This window comes from uncultured Shimia sp., from assembly GCF_947493595.1.
GTDB lineage: Bacteria > Pseudomonadota > Alphaproteobacteria > Rhodobacterales > Rhodobacteraceae > Shimia.
Map to the genome: position 1 here is coordinate 102,596 of NZ_CANLRL010000007.1, position 15,043 is coordinate 117,638.

A 15,043-nucleotide genomic window follows, 5' to 3' on the forward strand; every position below is an offset into this window, starting at 1 on the left:
ACATATTCCCTATGCGCTACTGCGCCCAACCGAACTGACAACACCATGACTGATTTCTCCAAAACCCGCGCCATGTTCGACATCCCAGAGGGTATGATCTACCTCAACGGCAACTCGCTTGGTCCGATGCCGAAAGCCGCGCCGGAGCGCATGCAGCGCTTCCTGATGGATGAGTGGCGCACGGAGCTGATCCGGGGGTGGAATACCCGCAACTGGTTCATGCAGACCAACACATTGGGCGATCGGGTGGGGCGACTGATCGGCGCGCCCGACGGCAGCACCGTGGTGGGCGACACGCTCTCGATCCGCGTATTTCAGGCGGTGGCAGCGGGTTTGGCCTTAGTGCCAGAGCGAAAAGTGATCCTGTCTGACAACGGCAATTTCCCCACCGACCTCTATATGGTTGAAGGGCTGATGAAGCTCAAAGACGCCGGGTATGAACTGCGCATCCCAAATCCAGAGGACGTACTAGATAACATCACTGACGAGGTTGCGGTGGTGATGGTCACGGAGGTGGATTACCGGACCGGACGGCGCCACGACATGCGCGCTATCATCGAGAAAGCCCACGCGCATGGTGCCGTGGTGGTTTGGGATCTGGCGCATTCCGCCGGTGCCATTCCGGTGGATTTGGCGGGTCTGGACGTGGATTTCGCTGTGGGCTGTACCTACAAATACCTCAACGCTGGCCCGGGCGCGCCAGCCTTCATCCATGTGGCGCCGCGCTTGTTGAGTGTGGTCGAAAGTGCGTTGTCGGGGTGGTATGCCCATGAGGCTCCGTTTGCCTTTGATACCGATTTCCGCCCGATGCCAGATGCGATTGAACGTATGCGCATTGGCACGCCTTCCATCGCATCCTTTGCCCTTTTGGATGCCGCGCTGGATGTGTGGGACGTGGTGGACATGGAAGACCTGCACCAAAAGTCCATTGACCTGAGCGAGCTGTTTATCCGCGAAGTGGAGGCGCGCTGCCCGGGCGTGACTTTCGCCGGTCCAAGAGACCCGCAGGCCCGCGGCAGCCATGTGTCCTTCCGGTTCGAACACGGCTACGCCTGCATGCAGGCGCTGATTGCCAATCAGGTCATTGGCGATTTCCGCGCACCGGATGTGATGCGCTTCGGGATCACACCGCTGTTCATTGATCAGGCTGACATCCTGAAGGCCGTGGACACATTGGAACGGATTCTGACGAATGAAACATGGCGAGAGGAACGGTTCCAAATACGGGCTAAAGTGACTTAGGTCTGTAGTCTGAAGTCCAAGTTAGAGATACTCGTTTACTCAGGAGTTTTGGCGCCCCAGCACGGGTTTCCCGTGCTGTGAACCTAATCGCAAGGTAGGGCGCGCGCCAATAGGGCGCCGCAGAGCAGAGTTTAGCCCGGCATCCTCCAAAATCTCTCATGTTCAAAAAAGCTTCAAGAATTCGACACGATTTCTTTGAGAGGCTCTCGTAATTCCGACTTAAGCAAGCCGGGGAATTACAGTGCTGAAAATTGAGAGATTGACCAAAGCCTTTGGGTCCAATGTAGCTGTCGATACGGCCAGTGTTGCAGTCGATAGGCCCGCGATGATTGGCATTATTGGCCGATCTGGTGCGGGCAAATCCACGCTTTTGCGCATGTTGAACTGTCTGACAGAGGCAACCTCTGGTCAAATCATGTTCGATGGACGTGACATCACCGCGTTAAAGGGCAGGGATAAGCGCAATTGGCAAAGCGAATGCGCGATGATCTTTCAGCAGTTCAATCTGGTACCGCGTATGGATGTAGTGAGCAATGTGTTGCATGGCACGTTGAACCAGCGCAGCACGCTGGCGACGATGTTCAACCTCTTTCCAAATGAGGACATCCACCACGCCATCGATATTCTTGATCGGCTTGGCATCGCCGCGCATGCTGCAAAGCGCGCTGAAGCGCTCTCGGGAGGGCAACAGCAACGTGTCGCCATTGCCCGCGCGCTGATGCAGGATCCGAAGATCATTTTGGCAGATGAGCCGATTGCTTCGCTGGATCCGATGAACGCCCAGATGGTAATGCAATCGCTGCGTCAGATCCACGAAGAAGATGGCCGAATGGTCATTGCCAACCTGCACACGCTGGACACCGCGCGGCGCTATTGTGACCGCGTGATCGGCATGCGCGACGGGCGGATCGTTTTTGACGGCACGCCTGCGCAGCTGACCACTGGCGTGGCACGCGACATTTACGGCGCTGATGCTTCTTTTAGCGAAGCGGCCACCTCGACCGAGATCGAGACGTTGGACCGCACCGCCAAAGAGCGCGCCAATCTCGAACTTGCCTGACTTTCATCATACCCCACGCAGCGAACAGCGTGGGGTTTTTACCAACTGGAGAGACACGATGAAAAAACTGCTAGCTGCCGTACTGGCTACCACTGCCCTGACCACACCTGTTGTGGCAGAAGACATCAGCGAATTCCGCATTGGCCTGTTGGGCGGCGAAAACGCTCAGGACCGCCTGAACAACAACGAATGCCTTCGTGCAAAGACTGAAGAAGTGTTGGGTGTTCCAACCAAACTCTTCGCGCCGGCGGATTATAACGGCGTGATCCAGGGCCTGCTGGGCGGCACCATCGACATGGCCTGGCTGGGTGCATCCGGTTACGCCAAAACCTATCTGTCCGATCCGGAAGCAGTTGAGCCGATCCTGGTGAAAGTAAATGTGGACGGCGGCTACGGCTACTACTCCATCGGTTTTGCCCGCAAAGACAGCGGCATCACCTCGCTGGAAGACATGAAGGGCAAGACCTTTGGCTTTGGTGACCCAAACTCCACCTCCGGCTTCCTGATCCCGTCCATCGAAATTCCTGAAGCCACCGGCGCAACCATGACCTCTGGCGATTACTTCGGCGAAGTAAAGTTCTCCGGCGGCCACGAGCAGACAATTGTTGGCGTGAACAACGGTGACTTTGACGGTGGCGTGACCTGGGCTGACGGCCTGGGCGAGTGGGAAGACGGCTACAACTCCGGCGCGCTGCGCCGTGCCGTGGATGCCGGTCTCGTGGACATGAACGAACTGGTCAAAATCTGGCAGTCAAAGCCGATCCCAGAAGGCCCAATCGTGCTGCGCAAGGCGCTGCCAGAGGACGTGAAAGTCAAGTTCACTGCGCTGATGGCGTCCTTGCCGTCGATTGATCCGGATTGCGCCTATGGCGTGCTCTCGGGCGAGGCTAAAGGTGTGATGCCAATCGGCCATGACGCCTATGAGGTGATCATCGAGGCACGCAAGCTGAAGTCCAACTAAGCCAAGAACACTTAGATTTGGCAGGCCCCGTTCGTTTCTGCGGGGCCTGTTTTTTGAATGAAAGGGTGATCATGACAGATCAGGCTTCAAGCGTTTTGGAAATCCGCGCCGACTACATGGCGCAGATGCGGCGCAAGCGGATGATGGACGGCATCATCCTGGTGGTGTTCATCGCGTTAATGGTCACCGGTTTCATGATTGCAGATGACAGGAACGCAGGCGGTTTCTGGGACGGGCTGCACCGGTTTTTTGATTTCCCCAAAGAGGTGCTGAGCGAAGCCGTTGAAAAGATTGCGGAGTTGCCGGGCAATCTTTGGACATATTTCCCATCGCTGATCGAGACCATCAATATCGCCGCTGCTTCCACGCTGTTGGGGGCGATGCTGGGCATGTTGCTGTCGTTGCTGTCCACGCGCGGCGTGGCGAAGTGGCCGCGGCTTATCCCGCTGTTTCGCCGGGTGATGGACATCATGCGCGCGATGCCGGAGATCGTGATTGCACTTGTGCTGATTTTTGTGATGGGCGGCGGGCCTGTGCCTGCGATGATTGCCATTGCGTTCCATACAGCGGGCGCGCTGGGCAAGCTGTTCTCGGAAGTGAATGAAAACGCCTCGCTTAAGCCCGTTGAGGGGCTGCAATCGGTTGGTGCCAGCTGGGCGCAACGTATGTGGCTTGGCGTTATCCCGCAGGTGGTGCCAAACTACTTTAGCTACGCGCTTCTGCGCTTTGAAATCAACATTCGCGCCTCAGCGATCCTTGGCTTCGTTGGCGCAGGCGGTATCGGCTACGAACTGCGCAACGCCATGAGCTGGGGTAAAGGTCAGTATGACGACGCCATGGCAATTTTCCTGCTGTTGTTCCTGACCATCGTTGCGGTCGATCAACTCTCTTCCGTGGTGCGCGAGCGCCTGACCCACGGCAAAACTCAGAAAGTGGCGTCATGACCCTCACTGTCAATGAAACCGATCTGCTGAAGGTCGAGACCGACCGTCTGTTCAACCGTAAGAAGCTGATGAGCTTTGGCGTGCCTGCTGTTGTGATCGCCTATCTGACTTACATTTTCTTCGCTTTTGACATTCCGGGACTGGCGCAGCGGTTTGAGGTGGATAACGCCCGCGCATTGGTGGCGGACAGCTACAGCTACAAGACACATGTCACGCGTGACAATCGCACGGGAGAGATCAGCGCCGCCATAGAAGGTGAGCGCAAGGGCACCTATCCCGAGGGCACGTCACCGGAGTGGGTGACCCGTGGCGAGTCCGAGACGGTCATTGACTTGGGAGACGGTCACCTTGTGAACTTTGGTGCGGACAATTTTGTCAGCTATGCCATTCCGGAATATGGGATTGTAACGGCGCAACCGAGCCGGTCCAAAGGGGTGCAGGCAGTGTTGCCGACTGACGAAACTCCGGAGTGGATCAACGCGTCTAAAAATCGGATGACCATCACCACGGACGCCGGTCGTCTGACCATCACGCGCAACCGGACAGAAGTGTTCCGCTATTTCACCGGCTGGGAGCTGTTCTTCTTTACTCTGGATAGCCCATATTCTGGTTTGAGCGTTGGTGAAGTCATGTCGCGCGCGCTTGGCGGCGAACATGCGCAGATTTGGCAGGAATTCTGGACCAACAAGATGTGGCGCCATCAGGACGTGGCATGGGCGATCTTTGAAACCATCTTGATGGCCTTCCTTGGTACAATGGGCGCCGCGATGGTGGCATTGCCACTGGCGTTTATGGCGGCGAAGAACTTCTCGCCATTTATGGTGGTGCGGCAGATCACGCGTCGGTTCTTTGACTTTTTCCGCGGTGTAGATGCGCTGATCTGGACCATCGTTTTGTCCCGCGCTTTTGGGCCTGGCCCCCTGACCGGCGCTCTGGCGATCTTGATCACGGACACAGGTAGCTTTGGCAAAATGTTCTCCGAGGCGTTGGAAAACGTGGACAAGAAGCAGATTGAAGGCATTCAGTCCACAGGCGCGAAACCGGTGCAACGTTATCGCTTTGGCGTGATCCCGCAAATCACGCCAATCCTGTTGAGCCAGATCCTCTACTATCTGGAATCCAACACCCGCAGTGCGACCATTATCGGCGCCATCACCGGGGGCGGCATTGGGTTGATGCTCACCCAAGCGATGATCACCCAGAAAGACTGGGAAGAGGTGACCTACTACATCGTGCTGATCATCCTGATGGTGATGGTGATGGATTGGTTCTCTGGCTGGCTGCGCCGCAAGCTCATCAGCGGCGACGACAGCGGTCATTGACCGATCTCGCTTTTGGCGAGGATATTTGAGGCCCGACAAATTACTGTAGTCCAAATTGTCCTCGCCGGACACATCCTTTAATCAAGCGCAACGGGAGCGATCTATGCCCAAACTCTCAGCAGACACACCGCTGATCCATGACAATTGCATTCTGTATAACGCCACCTTTGGGCGCTATGTGGAGATCGGGCAGGGCAGCCGGATTATCTCTGCGCATTTTGATGATTACTCCTACTGTGACCGGATGGCGGAAGTGGCTAATGCAAAGATTGGCAAGTTCGCCAACATTGCTGCGTTTAGTCGGATTGGGGCGACGGACCACCCGATGGAAAACGCCTCTTTGCACCACTTTCTCTATCGGTCCGACGACTATTTTGACGATGCGGAGCCGGATGCCGCGTTCTTTGCGCATCGCCAAAGCCGCGTGGCTACGATTGGGCATGACACTTGGATTGGGCATGGCGCCATGATCAAGCCAGAGGTCACGCTTGGTCATGGCAGCATTGTGGCCAGTGGGGCCGTGGTAACCAAAGACGTGCCGCCCTACATGATCGTGGCGGGCATGCCGGCCACGCCTATGCGACGCCGGTTCAGCGAAAGCGTGTCGGATCGCTTGATGGCTTTGGCGTGGTGGGATTGGGAACATGCGCGGTTGCGGGATGCGCTAACCGATTTCCGCACGCTGAAAGCCGAGGCCTTTCTCGAAAAATATGAGACCTGATGGTCGGTCAGGACTCTGACAAGGTGAGTGTGACCCGGTCTCCGGCGAACCATGTGGTGCCGAACTCGATTGGAGACTGATTGGCATCCACGTTGACGCCGATAGAGCGTAAGATCGGGTCACCTTCGTTCAGGCGCAAATGGAGTGCCTGTGTCGCGGTTGCGCGTTTGGCCGACAGGCGTGTCCAAGCGCGGGTATAATCCGACACATTGTTGGCGTTGAGAGCTGCTGTGACCGACCGCAGGTCTGCCAATTGATCTGTGAGCATCGGAAAGCGCGCGGCAGGGAACACGCTGCGGAACACGGCAATCGGGTTGTCGTCCGCAAGTGAAAGCCCGTCATAAACATGCACACGCGCGTTTTCGGAGAGCTGCAACGCTTCTTTTTCTGCCGCATCGGCCGCGCGGGTTTCAAGGTGCAGGACCTCCTTGCCCGGCAGTCGACCCGCTTGTTCCAGATTGCGGTGGAAGCGAACACGTTTGCCGATGGCATAGTCCGTTGGCACTTGGGCCACAAAGACACCTGCGCCGCGCCGCGCATGCACCAAACCGTTTTCGGACATGGATTTTATGGCGTGCCGTACGGTGTGACGATTGACACCAAATCGCGCAGAAAGCTCTGCTTCGGTGGGTAATTTTTCTCCGGGGGCGTAGCGGCCTTCGGTGATGTCTTCCGTCAGAGACGCGGCAATCGATTGCCAGATTGGGGTGCGTTTGGCGGTCATGGGGTGGTCAAGGTCTGCTCTGTGTCATGAAAATTTCATGGGCCTCGGGATTGCGCAACTCGCATCGCACGGCTACGATTTGTCTAGTTGTATAGGAAAGTAGACAAATTCACAAGGTGTCTAGATGACCGCAGAAAATAACAGACGCGCCTGGATGTCGCTGCTCGCCAAAGCGCCCGCAGATCGACTGAGCGCGCTTTGGCAGGCATATGGCGCTGCCCCAAAATTCCACTGGCTACGCGCACCGGAAATTGGTGCGAGCATGGTGAGGGGGCGCCTTGGAGGCACTGGCGCGCCGTTCAATCTTGGCGAGATGACGCTGACGCGCTGCGCCTTGCAGCTAGAGAGTGGCGAGGTGGGGCACGGCTATGTGCAGGGACGTGACAAGCAGAAGGCAGAGATTGCCGCGCTGGTGGATGCGTTGATGCAAGGGCCGGAAGCGGCGGCGGCGGAAGCCGCGATCCTGAAGCCGCTGGGCGATGAGCTTGCAGAGGCCAAGACCGCGCGTGCGGAGAAGGCTGCGGCCACAAAGGTGGACTTCTTCACCATGGTGCGGGGAGAGGACTGATGAACGCAGATGTCTTAAAAGGCGGATTTGCCGATGCGCCGGTGGATGCCGCACATGCGTTTCGCGCGGCGATGAATGTGATGGCACGGCCAGGCACGATCGAAACCCTGGAAGGCGTTGAGCCGCCTGCACCGATGTCGGCGGCCGCTGGGACGTTGATCCTGACGCTATGTGATCCAGACACGCCGCTGCATTTGGCTGGCGACTGGGACTGCCAGGAAGTGCGAGACTGGGTTGCTTTCCACATTGGGGCGCCCATTGTAGGGTCCACACATGCGATGTTTGCGGTTGGCAACTGGGATGCCCTAGCACCACTCAACCGTTTTGCGATTGGTACGCCGGAATATCCGGATCGTTCAGCGACATTGATCGTGGAGCGCGAGACACTTGTGGCAGCGGGCGCAACATTGCGCGGACCTGGCATCAAGGAAACCGCCGTGATGGCTTTGCCTGAGACAGAAGCGTTTCAGATGAATGGGCTGCTCTTCCCATTGGGGCTCGATTTCTTCTTCACCAGCGGAGATCAGGTGTCTGCGCTGCCGAGAACAACAAAAGTGGAGGCGGCCTGATGTATGTTGCAGTGAAAGGTGGCGAGCGCGCGATTGACAATGCGCATGCGTGGTTGGCCGAAGAACGCCGGGGCGATCTGAATGTTGCGGAATTGTCCGTTGCGCAGATCCGCGAACAGCTGAGCCTTGCGGTGAACCGGGTGATGGCTGAGGGATCGCTGTATGATCCGGATTTGGCGGCGCTCGCAATCAAGCAGGCGCAGGGCGATATGATCGAAGCGATTTTCTTGATCCGCGCCTATCGCACCACCTTGCCGCGCTTTGGGGCATCGGCGCCGGTAGAAACCGCTGATATGGCCTGTGATCGCCGGATTTCGGCGACATTCAAAGACGCGCCCGGTGGGCAGGTCTTAGGGCCGACGTTTGATTACACCCACCGTTTGCTAGATTTTGCGCTGGCCGCAGAAGGGGAAGCTCCCGTGGTTGAGCGCGGTGAAGCACGCGCGGAGCCGACGCCGCATATCACCGAGTTTCTCAACAAAGAGGGGCTGATCCAGGCGGAAGTGGACTCGGAAGACGTCCCAGGCGATTTGACGCGCGAGCCGCTTGAATTGCCCGCTAATCGCCCGCTGCGGTTGCAAGCGTTGACGCGCGGCGATGAAGGCTTTGTGCTGTCGATGGCCTATTCCACGCAACGTGGATATGCGCGCAACCACGCTTTTGTAGGCGAGTTGCGTATCGGCAAGGTCCCTGTCGAGATGGAGGTTCCTGAACTGGGGTTTGCCATTGAGGTTGGCGAGATCGAGCTGACCGAATGTGAGACGGTGAACCAGTTTCAGGGCAGCAAAACCGAGCCACCCCAGTTTACGCGCGGCTATGGCCTGGTCTTTGGACAGTCCGAGCGCAAAGCGATTTCCATGGCCCTGGTGGACCGGGCGTTGCGTTGGGAAGAGTTGGGGGAGGACAATCTCGGCGCCCCGGCGCAAGATGAAGAGTTTGTACTTTATCACTCCGACAATATTCAGGCGACGGGATTTTTGGAGCACATCAAGCTACCGCACTACGTGGACTTCCAATCCGAACTGGAGCTGATCCGCAAGCTGCGCCGTGAGGCGATGGAAAACGCGGCGCCTGTTCAGGAGGCAGCAGAATGATGCTGGAATCAATACGTATCCGGCGGCACGTTTCGGTCATTGTCGCGTCTTGCGTCGATGCGTTTTTGCACCGGATGATTGCGCTTTTTACCGGGGCTGCGCAGCGAGAGCCACAGCACGCCGCCGACCAAGAGCGTGCCAAACACAACCGAGGCGAGGGTCACAAAAGTTTCTTCGCTCATACTCCATCTTTCGTCATGCAATTGCTAACGCCGGAAAGGGCGCGTCATGTCTGACTATAACTTTGCTTACTTGGATGAACAGACCAAGCGCATGATCCGACGCGCGATCCTGAAAGGCCTTGCCATTCCGGGTTATCAAGTGCCCTTTGCAAGCCGAGAAATGCCGATGCCATATGGTTGGGGCACGGGTGGCGTACAGGTTTCAGCGGCGACATTGACGCCGGAGGACACGCTGAAGGTGATCGACCAAGGCGCGGATGACACCACCAACGCCGTGTCGATCCGCAAGTTTTTTGAGAAAACCGCCGGTGTGGACACCACCGAAGAGACGGCGCAGGCGAGCGTCATTCAGACGCGCCACCGCATTCCGGAGGAAGACCTGCGCGAGGATCAGATCCTTGTCTATCAGGTGCCTATTCCAGAGCCGCTGCGGTTTTTGGAGCCTTCGGAGATTGAAACCCGGAAGATGCACAGCCTCGAGGAATATGGCCTCATGCATGTGAAGCTCTATGAGGACATCGCCAAGCACGGCGCCATTGCCACGTCTTACGCCTATCCGGTGAAGGTCGAAGGCCGGTACGTGATGGACCCAAGCCCAATCCCGAAGTTTGACAACCCAAAGATGGAAATGGCCGCGATCCAGTTGTTCGGAGCTGGCCGGGAGCAGCGGATCTATGCGCTGCCGCCCTATTGCCAAGTGGTGAGCCTCGATTTTGAGGACTTCCCGTTTGAGGCCAGTAAGGCTGACCATCCTTGTGACATGTGCGGTGCTACGGACAGCTATTTGGATGAGATCATCATGGATGACGCGGGCAACCGGATGTTTGTGTGCTCGGACACAGATTATTGCGCCAGCCGCCGCAAGGCCGGCCACGTCGGCGCGCAAGCCGCGGCCGCAAGTGTTGCGCTGAAGGAGACAGCCGCATGACGCCGCTTCTGAAAGTTGAGAACATCAGCAAGTTCTACGGCCACCGGATTGGCTGCAAGGACGTGAATTTTGACCTCTACCCAGGAGAGGTCATGGGAATTGTTGGGGAGAGTGGGTCAGGCAAGTCGACTCTGCTCAACTGCCTCGCCGGGCATCTTGATCCGGATACCGGCGAGGTTCTGTTTGAAATGCGCGACGGCGCCATGCGTGACACGGTCACGATGAGTGAACCGGAGCGCCGGATGCTGAGCCGCACGGACTGGGCCTTTGTGCATCAGCACGCCCGTGACGGGCTGCGCATGAACGTCAGCGCTGGCGGCAATGTGGGCGAGCGGCTGATGGCCGTGGGTGCGCGTCACTATGGCAACATCCGCGAAGAGGCTGTGGATTGGCTTGGCCGCGTGGAGATCAGCGAGACCCGTGTGGATGACCGGCCAACGCAGTTTTCCGGCGGTATGCAGCAGCGTTTGCAGATCGCGCGCAATCTGGTGACCGGCCCGCGGCTTGTGTTCATGGATGAACCCACCGGTGGCTTGGACGTCTCCGTGCAGGCGCGGCTTTTGGATTTGCTGCGCGGGTTGGTACGCGAGATGGGGTTGAGCGCGATCATTGTGACCCATGATTTGGCGGTGGTGCGACTTTTGGCGGATCGCTTGATGGTGATGAAAGACAGTCATGTAGTGGAAACCGGCCTGACCGATCAGGTGCTGGACGATCCACAACATGCCTATACGCAGCTGCTGGTCAGCTCGGTTTTGCAAGTGTGACCCTTAGGTTTTGAGAAAGACAAACTGATGATTGAGATCAAAAATCTGAGCAAGACCTTCACGCTGCACAATCAGGGCGGAGTTGTTATTCCGGTGATGGATGCAGCTGAGCTTTCGGTGGCACGAGGCGAATGTGTGGCCCTGACAGGAGCATCAGGGGCAGGAAAATCCACCTTGATGCGGATGATTTACGGCAACTATCTGGCCGCCGCCGGCTCCATTGTGGTGGACGGTGTGGATGTGGTTACCGCAGAGCCTCGTGAGATTTTGGCGCTGCGGCGGGAGGTGCTGGGTTATGTGAGCCAGTTCCTGCGCGTCGTACCAAGGGTGCCAACCTTGGATGTGGTGGCCGAACCGCTGTTGGCTGTTGGCGTTGAGACTGAAGTGGCCCGGGACCGGGCGCGAGACCTATTGGCGCGGCTCAACATTCCAGAGCGGTTGTGGTCTTTATCGCCAACTTCCTTCTCAGGCGGTGAACAGCAGCGGGTGAACATCGCGCGTGGCTTTGCGCACACGTACCCGGCGATGTTGTTGGACGAGCCGACAGCAAGTTTGGATGCCGCCAATCGCGAAACCGTGCTGAGCCTCATTGAGGAGGCCAAGGCGCGTGGCGCGGCGATTGTCGGGATTTTCCACGATGAAGCGGCGCGGGAGCGCGTGTGTGACCGAGAGATTGACGTCGCTGTGTTCACACCCGGAGTGGCTGCGTAATGGCTCAGGTTGTGGGCGTTGTTGGCCCCTCAGGCGTGGGGAAGGACTCTGTTATGGAGGCCATGGCTGCGTTGCGCAAAGACATCAAGCTTGCGCGCCGGGTGATCACACGCCCGGCAGGCGCGGGCGGCGAAAGATCGATTGGGGCCACAGATCACGAGTTTGACGGCCTGATCGCACAAGACTCGTTTCAGCTTTGGTGGGCAGCGCATGGTTTGCGCTATGGCGTGCCGCGCGCCGCAGTGCAAAATCCACAGGCTTCTATTGTTCTGGTGAACCTGTCACGGGCTGTTTTGGATCAGGCGCGGTCGGCGTTTGGTGACTTTACCGTTCTGTCGCTCACGGCCGAAATCGAGACGCTCGCTGCCCGCTTGGCGGCACGGGGGCGGGAAACCTCCGCCGAGATTGTCGCGCGTTTGCAGCGTGCAGGCAGCCTGCGTCCGCAAGGCCCCGACGTGATAGAAATTGCCAATGATGGCCCGCTGAGCGAGACGGTTGAGAAGGCTTTGGCCGCGCTTCAACCAGTGAGGGCTTGACGATGTATTTCGTGGAACATGCCGTTGGTGTCCTCCCCAACCAAAGTCAGGCTGTCGACCTCAAAGGGGCGGGCCAGAAGCGGTTCGATGTGAGGCGCGAGGGCGTTCATGGTGGCCTCGACATCGCGCCCAAGGCGGTCGGACAGGGTGATGTGGAAGCGGAACTCCTCCATCACATAGGGGTAGCCCCATTGCGCCAGCAGCGCCTCTTGGGTCGCCGTCAAGTTGGCCTTGCGCCGCCGCGCCAGTTCGGCGTCAGATGGCGGTGCTCGAAATGTGTCCAACTCTCGGACCACCGCGCCCGCCAGATTCGCCAGCGGGGTTTGGTCGCCATCAATTTTCAACGCGATAAAGCCGCCAAGGCGGGCCAAAACCAGGCCGTCCAGCGTGACAGGCGCCAGCGTGGCGCAGATTGCATCAAAGCGCGCCACGAGTGCATCAGTTTCCGTGCCATCCGCCAAAAAGAATGGCGGCTTAATAGTGCCGTGCAGCCCGTATGTGCGCGGGGTCGCCGTGATGTCGGCCAGCGGCCGAGGCAGCCCCTCTATTGTTGGATGGGCTACGGCCTCTCCTTTGACAGGGTCCCACCCCAACCAAGACTTACCGAAATCCGCCAGTGCGCCAGGGCGCGGAGTGTAGTATACGCCGTATCTTTGAAACTGCATGGTGCCTCTTTCAACCTTTTGACAGCGAATGCCAACAATGCGTGACACCCACATGACACAAGAGATGATACTTGCAAATGCCACCCTCGTTTTGCCTGAGGAAACCGTGACTGGTTCGATCGTGGTGCGAGACGGAAAAATTGTGGATATGGCGCAGGGCAAGTCTGTCCTCGCTGGTGCGGAAGACTGTGAAGGCGATTTTGTGTCGCCGGGACTAATTGAACTGCACACCGATAATCTGGAGCGGCATATGAAGCCGCGTCCGAAGGTGGACTGGCCTCATCAAGCAGCGATTGTGGCGCATGATGCGGAACTGGCGAGTGTCGGCATCACAACCGTGTTTGACGCGTTGCGGGTTGGATCGATCCTCTCGGGTGAACGGCGCAATTATGGCAAATATGCGCGCTCGGTGGCGGATGAAATTCTGTCTATGCGGGACAGCGGTGGATTACGGATCAGCCATCATATTCATTTGAGAGCTGAAACTTGTTCTGAGACATTGGTGGAAGAGCTGGCCGAGTTTGGCCCGGACGATCGTGTCGGCATCGTCAGCCTGATGGATCACACGCCGGGCCAGCGTCAGTTCACCGATGTATCTAAGTTTGAAGCCTATGTGCGGGGCAAATATGCCATGGATGCGGACGGATTTGATGACTACGTCCAATTCCTATGTGGGCTCCACGCACAGTTTGGTACAGCGCATGAAAAGGCAACCGTTGTGGCCGCCAAGCGTTTTGGCGCGGTTCTGGCAAGCCATGATGACACAACAGTAGAGCAAGTTGCGACGTCGGCGGCCTATGGCATTCACTTGGCTGAGTTTCCGACCACGGTTGCGGCGGCCGAAGCGAACCATCGCCATGGCATTGCAAATATCATGGGCGGGCCCAATCTCGTGCGCGGCGGTAGTCATTCGGGGAATGTCGCTGCGATGGAGCTGGCCCAACATGGCTTGCTGGATATCATTTCGTCGGACTATGTACCCTCGTCTCTCTTGTTGGGGGCCGTGATGCTGGGGCGCCAGTGGGGTAATTTGGCCAAGGGAATGCACGCTGTGACCGCTGCCCCTGCAAAATACACTAACCTTGAGGATCGCGGACGCTTGGAAATTGGCCTGCAGGCAGATTTGATCCGTTTCCGTTTGACGGAAGGTGTGCCTGCTTTACGTGCGGTATGGCACAAAGGTATTAGGGCGGCTTAGGCTTTGCCACGCTTAAATCGCCAGAGAATTTGCCTCGGTTTTTGATGAGAGCAAGGAGATTTTACTCTCCGAAGTGCTCAAGAGGCACACGCAGCTTTAGAGCAAGGACTTGTTGTCCAACTCTGCACGCAACGCGCGGATGCGCGCCCTTTGACCTGCAGTGATATGGGCGCGCATGGCCGTTTCGGCAGCGTCGCCATCTCGTGTGGATAGAGCGGTTAGGATTGCAGAGTGTTCGGCGATTGCGCTTTCATAGCGCTCTTCGTCGGCAAGTGTGGTGCGCCCCAGTATCAACATGGCTTTTTGGAGCGCCAACATGGATTTGATCAGGAAGCGGTTTTTGGCGGCTTCCAGTAGTGCTCGGTGGAATTGTCGGTTGAGGCGAGAAGCTTCAGTGCCTTTCCCCACTTTGGCAAGCTCTTCACAGATCACAGCAAGCTCTGCAATTTCCACATCTGATGCCGCACGTGCTGCCATGCGCGCGGCAGTGCATTCCAGAACGCTGCGCATCTCATAAAGTTCCATCACTTCGGAGTAGTCCAGTTTGCGCACAGTCGCGCCAACTCGCGGGAGATGCATGACGAGTCCGTCGGCCTCCAATTGTCGAATGGCCTCCCTTACAGGGGTGCGGCTGACCCCTAACCGGGCAGCGATATCTGTTTCACGAAGGCGGTCACCTGGCGAAATTGCGCCGCTTTGGATTTCTGTCAAAAGCGCTCTGTATGCGGCATTGCCTTGTAGATTTTCTGGGGAGGTAGGTTCGTCACTCATCCGGAACAGCCACGTGTTGAAGCTTTGCATCCAGATGTATACACTTGGATGCAGTCAGTCAATCGAGATTGGAATCACCC

18 protein-coding genes are annotated in these 15,043 nt (G+C 57.6%); 14 read left to right on the forward strand and 4 right to left on the reverse strand.

Annotated features, from left to right (window positions below):
• Nucleotides 1-45: 45 nt before the first annotated feature.
• From kynU to Q0955_RS15905, 6 genes are all read left to right on the forward strand, one after another.
• Complete coding sequence (gene kynU / locus Q0955_RS15880; protein ID WP_299426068.1) at nucleotides 46-1,242, forward strand: kynureninase; 1,197 nt, start codon at nucleotides 46-48, stop codon at nucleotides 1,240-1,242.
• A gap of 241 nt (nucleotides 1,243-1,483) precedes the next feature.
• Nucleotides 1,484-2,302 carry a phosphonate ABC transporter ATP-binding protein gene (gene phnC / locus Q0955_RS15885; RefSeq protein WP_299426071.1) on the forward strand — a complete coding sequence of 273 codons (819 nt, stop codon included), beginning with the start codon at nucleotides 1,484-1,486 and terminating at the stop codon, nucleotides 2,300-2,302.
• Between the two features lie 58 nt (nucleotides 2,303-2,360).
• Nucleotides 2,361-3,263 (forward strand): phosphonate ABC transporter substrate-binding protein, encoded by a 903-nt coding sequence (phnD, locus tag Q0955_RS15890; RefSeq protein ID WP_294119170.1) that lies wholly within the window; start codon nucleotides 2,361-2,363, stop codon nucleotides 3,261-3,263.
• 71 nt (nucleotides 3,264-3,334) lie between these two features.
• On the forward strand, nucleotides 3,335-4,207 hold the full coding sequence (gene phnE, locus Q0955_RS15895) for a phosphonate ABC transporter, permease protein PhnE (protein WP_299426075.1): 873 nt from the start codon (nucleotides 3,335-3,337) through the stop codon (nucleotides 4,205-4,207).
• Nucleotides 4,204-5,529: a phosphonate ABC transporter, permease protein PhnE gene (gene phnE, locus Q0955_RS15900; RefSeq protein ID WP_299426077.1), complete on the forward strand. Its 1,326-nt coding sequence runs from the start codon at nucleotides 4,204-4,206 to the stop codon at nucleotides 5,527-5,529. Before phnE (Q0955_RS15895) ends, phnE (Q0955_RS15900) begins: the two co-directional genes overlap by 4 nt.
• Nucleotides 5,530-5,632: 103 nt before the next feature.
• Entirely contained in the window at nucleotides 5,633-6,250 is a 618-nt protein-coding gene (locus Q0955_RS15905) for a chloramphenicol acetyltransferase (RefSeq protein WP_299426080.1), read from the forward strand.
• Between the two features lie 7 nt (nucleotides 6,251-6,257).
• On the opposite strand, the gene phnF is transcribed toward Q0955_RS15905, so the two are convergent.
• Nucleotides 6,258-6,974, reverse strand: a complete 717-nt coding sequence (gene phnF, locus Q0955_RS15910; protein WP_299426083.1) for a phosphonate metabolism transcriptional regulator PhnF — start codon at nucleotides 6,972-6,974, stop codon at nucleotides 6,258-6,260.
• Between the two features lie 124 nt (nucleotides 6,975-7,098).
• Between phnF and phnG the strand changes: the two genes are divergently transcribed.
• The 3 genes from phnG to Q0955_RS15925 are packed head-to-tail and all read left to right on the forward strand — an operon-like array spanning nucleotide 7,099 to nucleotide 9,205.
• Nucleotides 7,099-7,542: a phosphonate C-P lyase system protein PhnG gene (gene phnG, locus Q0955_RS15915; RefSeq protein ID WP_299426086.1), complete on the forward strand. Its 444-nt coding sequence runs from the start codon at nucleotides 7,099-7,101 to the stop codon at nucleotides 7,540-7,542.
• Nucleotides 7,542-8,111 (forward strand): phosphonate C-P lyase system protein PhnH, encoded by a 570-nt coding sequence (phnH, locus tag Q0955_RS15920; protein ID WP_299426089.1) that lies wholly within the window; start codon nucleotides 7,542-7,544, stop codon nucleotides 8,109-8,111. The genes phnG and phnH overlap by 1 nt, the downstream gene beginning before the upstream one ends.
• A complete protein-coding gene (locus Q0955_RS15925; protein WP_299426092.1) occupies nucleotides 8,111-9,205 on the forward strand; it encodes a carbon-phosphorus lyase complex subunit PhnI in 1,095 nt (364 codons plus the stop codon). The genes phnH and Q0955_RS15925 overlap by 1 nt, the downstream gene beginning before the upstream one ends.
• An 8-nt stretch (nucleotides 9,206-9,213) precedes the next feature.
• Here the strand turns inward: Q0955_RS15925 and Q0955_RS15930 are convergent, their stop codons facing one another.
• Nucleotides 9,214-9,387, reverse strand: a complete 174-nt coding sequence (locus Q0955_RS15930; RefSeq protein WP_299426095.1) for a hypothetical protein — start codon at nucleotides 9,385-9,387, stop codon at nucleotides 9,214-9,216.
• A gap of 46 nt (nucleotides 9,388-9,433) precedes the next feature.
• On the opposite strand from Q0955_RS15930, the gene Q0955_RS15935 reads away from it, so the two are divergent.
• Genes Q0955_RS15935 through phnN form a run of 4 tightly spaced genes read left to right on the forward strand, consistent with a single transcriptional unit; the run spans nucleotide 9,434 to nucleotide 12,329 of the window.
• Nucleotides 9,434-10,315 (forward strand): alpha-D-ribose 1-methylphosphonate 5-phosphate C-P-lyase PhnJ, encoded by an 882-nt coding sequence (locus Q0955_RS15935; RefSeq protein WP_299426098.1) that lies wholly within the window; start codon nucleotides 9,434-9,436, stop codon nucleotides 10,313-10,315.
• Complete coding sequence (gene phnK / locus Q0955_RS15940) at nucleotides 10,312-11,082, forward strand: phosphonate C-P lyase system protein PhnK (RefSeq protein ID WP_299426101.1); 771 nt, start codon at nucleotides 10,312-10,314, stop codon at nucleotides 11,080-11,082. Before Q0955_RS15935 ends, phnK begins: the two co-directional genes overlap by 4 nt.
• A gap of 27 nt (nucleotides 11,083-11,109) precedes the next feature.
• On the forward strand, nucleotides 11,110-11,793 hold the full coding sequence (gene phnL, locus Q0955_RS15945) for a phosphonate C-P lyase system protein PhnL (RefSeq protein WP_299426103.1): 684 nt from the start codon (nucleotides 11,110-11,112) through the stop codon (nucleotides 11,791-11,793).
• Nucleotides 11,793-12,329: a phosphonate metabolism protein/1,5-bisphosphokinase (PRPP-forming) PhnN gene (gene phnN, locus Q0955_RS15950; RefSeq protein WP_299426106.1), complete on the forward strand. Its 537-nt coding sequence runs from the start codon at nucleotides 11,793-11,795 to the stop codon at nucleotides 12,327-12,329. The genes phnL and phnN overlap by 1 nt, the downstream gene beginning before the upstream one ends.
• Here the strand turns inward: phnN and Q0955_RS15955 are convergent.
• Nucleotides 12,311-12,994 (reverse strand): DUF1045 domain-containing protein, encoded by a 684-nt coding sequence (locus Q0955_RS15955; protein ID WP_299426108.1) that lies wholly within the window; start codon nucleotides 12,992-12,994, stop codon nucleotides 12,311-12,313. The two genes, phnN and Q0955_RS15955, sit on opposite strands and share 19 nt — an antisense overlap.
• Before the next feature lie 52 nt (nucleotides 12,995-13,046).
• Here Q0955_RS15955 and Q0955_RS15960 point away from each other — a divergent pair, with 52 nt between their 5' ends.
• Nucleotides 13,047-14,192, forward strand: a complete 1,146-nt coding sequence (locus tag Q0955_RS15960; RefSeq protein ID WP_299426111.1) for an alpha-D-ribose 1-methylphosphonate 5-triphosphate diphosphatase — start codon at nucleotides 13,047-13,049, stop codon at nucleotides 14,190-14,192.
• Between the two features lie 96 nt (nucleotides 14,193-14,288).
• Here the strand turns inward: Q0955_RS15960 and Q0955_RS15965 are convergent, their stop codons facing one another.
• On the reverse strand, nucleotides 14,289-14,993 hold the full coding sequence (locus Q0955_RS15965) for a GntR family transcriptional regulator (RefSeq protein WP_366140694.1): 705 nt from the start codon (nucleotides 14,991-14,993) through the stop codon (nucleotides 14,289-14,291).
• Nucleotides 14,994-15,043 lie beyond the last annotated feature (50 nt).

Excerpts from the sequence above, each read along its gene's own strand:
- phnE (WP_299426077.1), top strand. The coding sequence starts at position 4,204 with ATGACCCTCACTGTCAATGAAACCGATCTGCTGAAGGTCGAGACCGAC.
- phnG (WP_299426086.1), top strand. The coding sequence starts at position 7,099 with ATGACCGCAGAAAATAACAGACGCGCCTGGATGTCGCTGCTCGCCAAA.
- Q0955_RS15965 (WP_366140694.1), bottom strand. The coding sequence starts at position 14,993 with ATGCAAAGCTTCAACACGTGGCTGTTCCGGATGAGTGACGAACCTACC.
- kynU (WP_299426068.1), top strand. The coding sequence starts at position 46 with ATGACTGATTTCTCCAAAACCCGCGCCATGTTCGACATCCCAGAGGGT.
- phnF (WP_299426083.1), bottom strand. The coding sequence starts at position 6,974 with ATGACCGCCAAACGCACCCCAATCTGGCAATCGATTGCCGCGTCTCTG.
- Q0955_RS15905 (WP_299426080.1), top strand. The coding sequence starts at position 5,633 with ATGCCCAAACTCTCAGCAGACACACCGCTGATCCATGACAATTGCATT.
- phnH (WP_299426089.1), top strand. The coding sequence starts at position 7,542 with ATGAACGCAGATGTCTTAAAAGGCGGATTTGCCGATGCGCCGGTGGAT.
- Q0955_RS15930 (WP_299426095.1), bottom strand. The coding sequence starts at position 9,387 with ATGAGCGAAGAAACTTTTGTGACCCTCGCCTCGGTTGTGTTTGGCACG.
- Q0955_RS15955 (WP_299426108.1), bottom strand. The coding sequence starts at position 12,994 with ATGCAGTTTCAAAGATACGGCGTATACTACACTCCGCGCCCTGGCGCA.
- phnL (WP_299426103.1), top strand. The coding sequence starts at position 11,110 with ATGATTGAGATCAAAAATCTGAGCAAGACCTTCACGCTGCACAATCAG.
- Q0955_RS15935 (WP_299426098.1), top strand. The coding sequence starts at position 9,434 with ATGTCTGACTATAACTTTGCTTACTTGGATGAACAGACCAAGCGCATG.
- phnK (WP_299426101.1), top strand. The coding sequence starts at position 10,312 with ATGACGCCGCTTCTGAAAGTTGAGAACATCAGCAAGTTCTACGGCCAC.
- phnE (WP_299426075.1), top strand. The coding sequence starts at position 3,335 with ATGACAGATCAGGCTTCAAGCGTTTTGGAAATCCGCGCCGACTACATG.
- Q0955_RS15960 (WP_299426111.1), top strand. The coding sequence starts at position 13,047 with ATGACACAAGAGATGATACTTGCAAATGCCACCCTCGTTTTGCCTGAG.
- phnD (WP_294119170.1), top strand. The coding sequence starts at position 2,361 with ATGAAAAAACTGCTAGCTGCCGTACTGGCTACCACTGCCCTGACCACA.
- Q0955_RS15925 (WP_299426092.1), top strand. The coding sequence starts at position 8,111 with ATGTATGTTGCAGTGAAAGGTGGCGAGCGCGCGATTGACAATGCGCAT.
- phnN (WP_299426106.1), top strand. The coding sequence starts at position 11,793 with ATGGCTCAGGTTGTGGGCGTTGTTGGCCCCTCAGGCGTGGGGAAGGAC.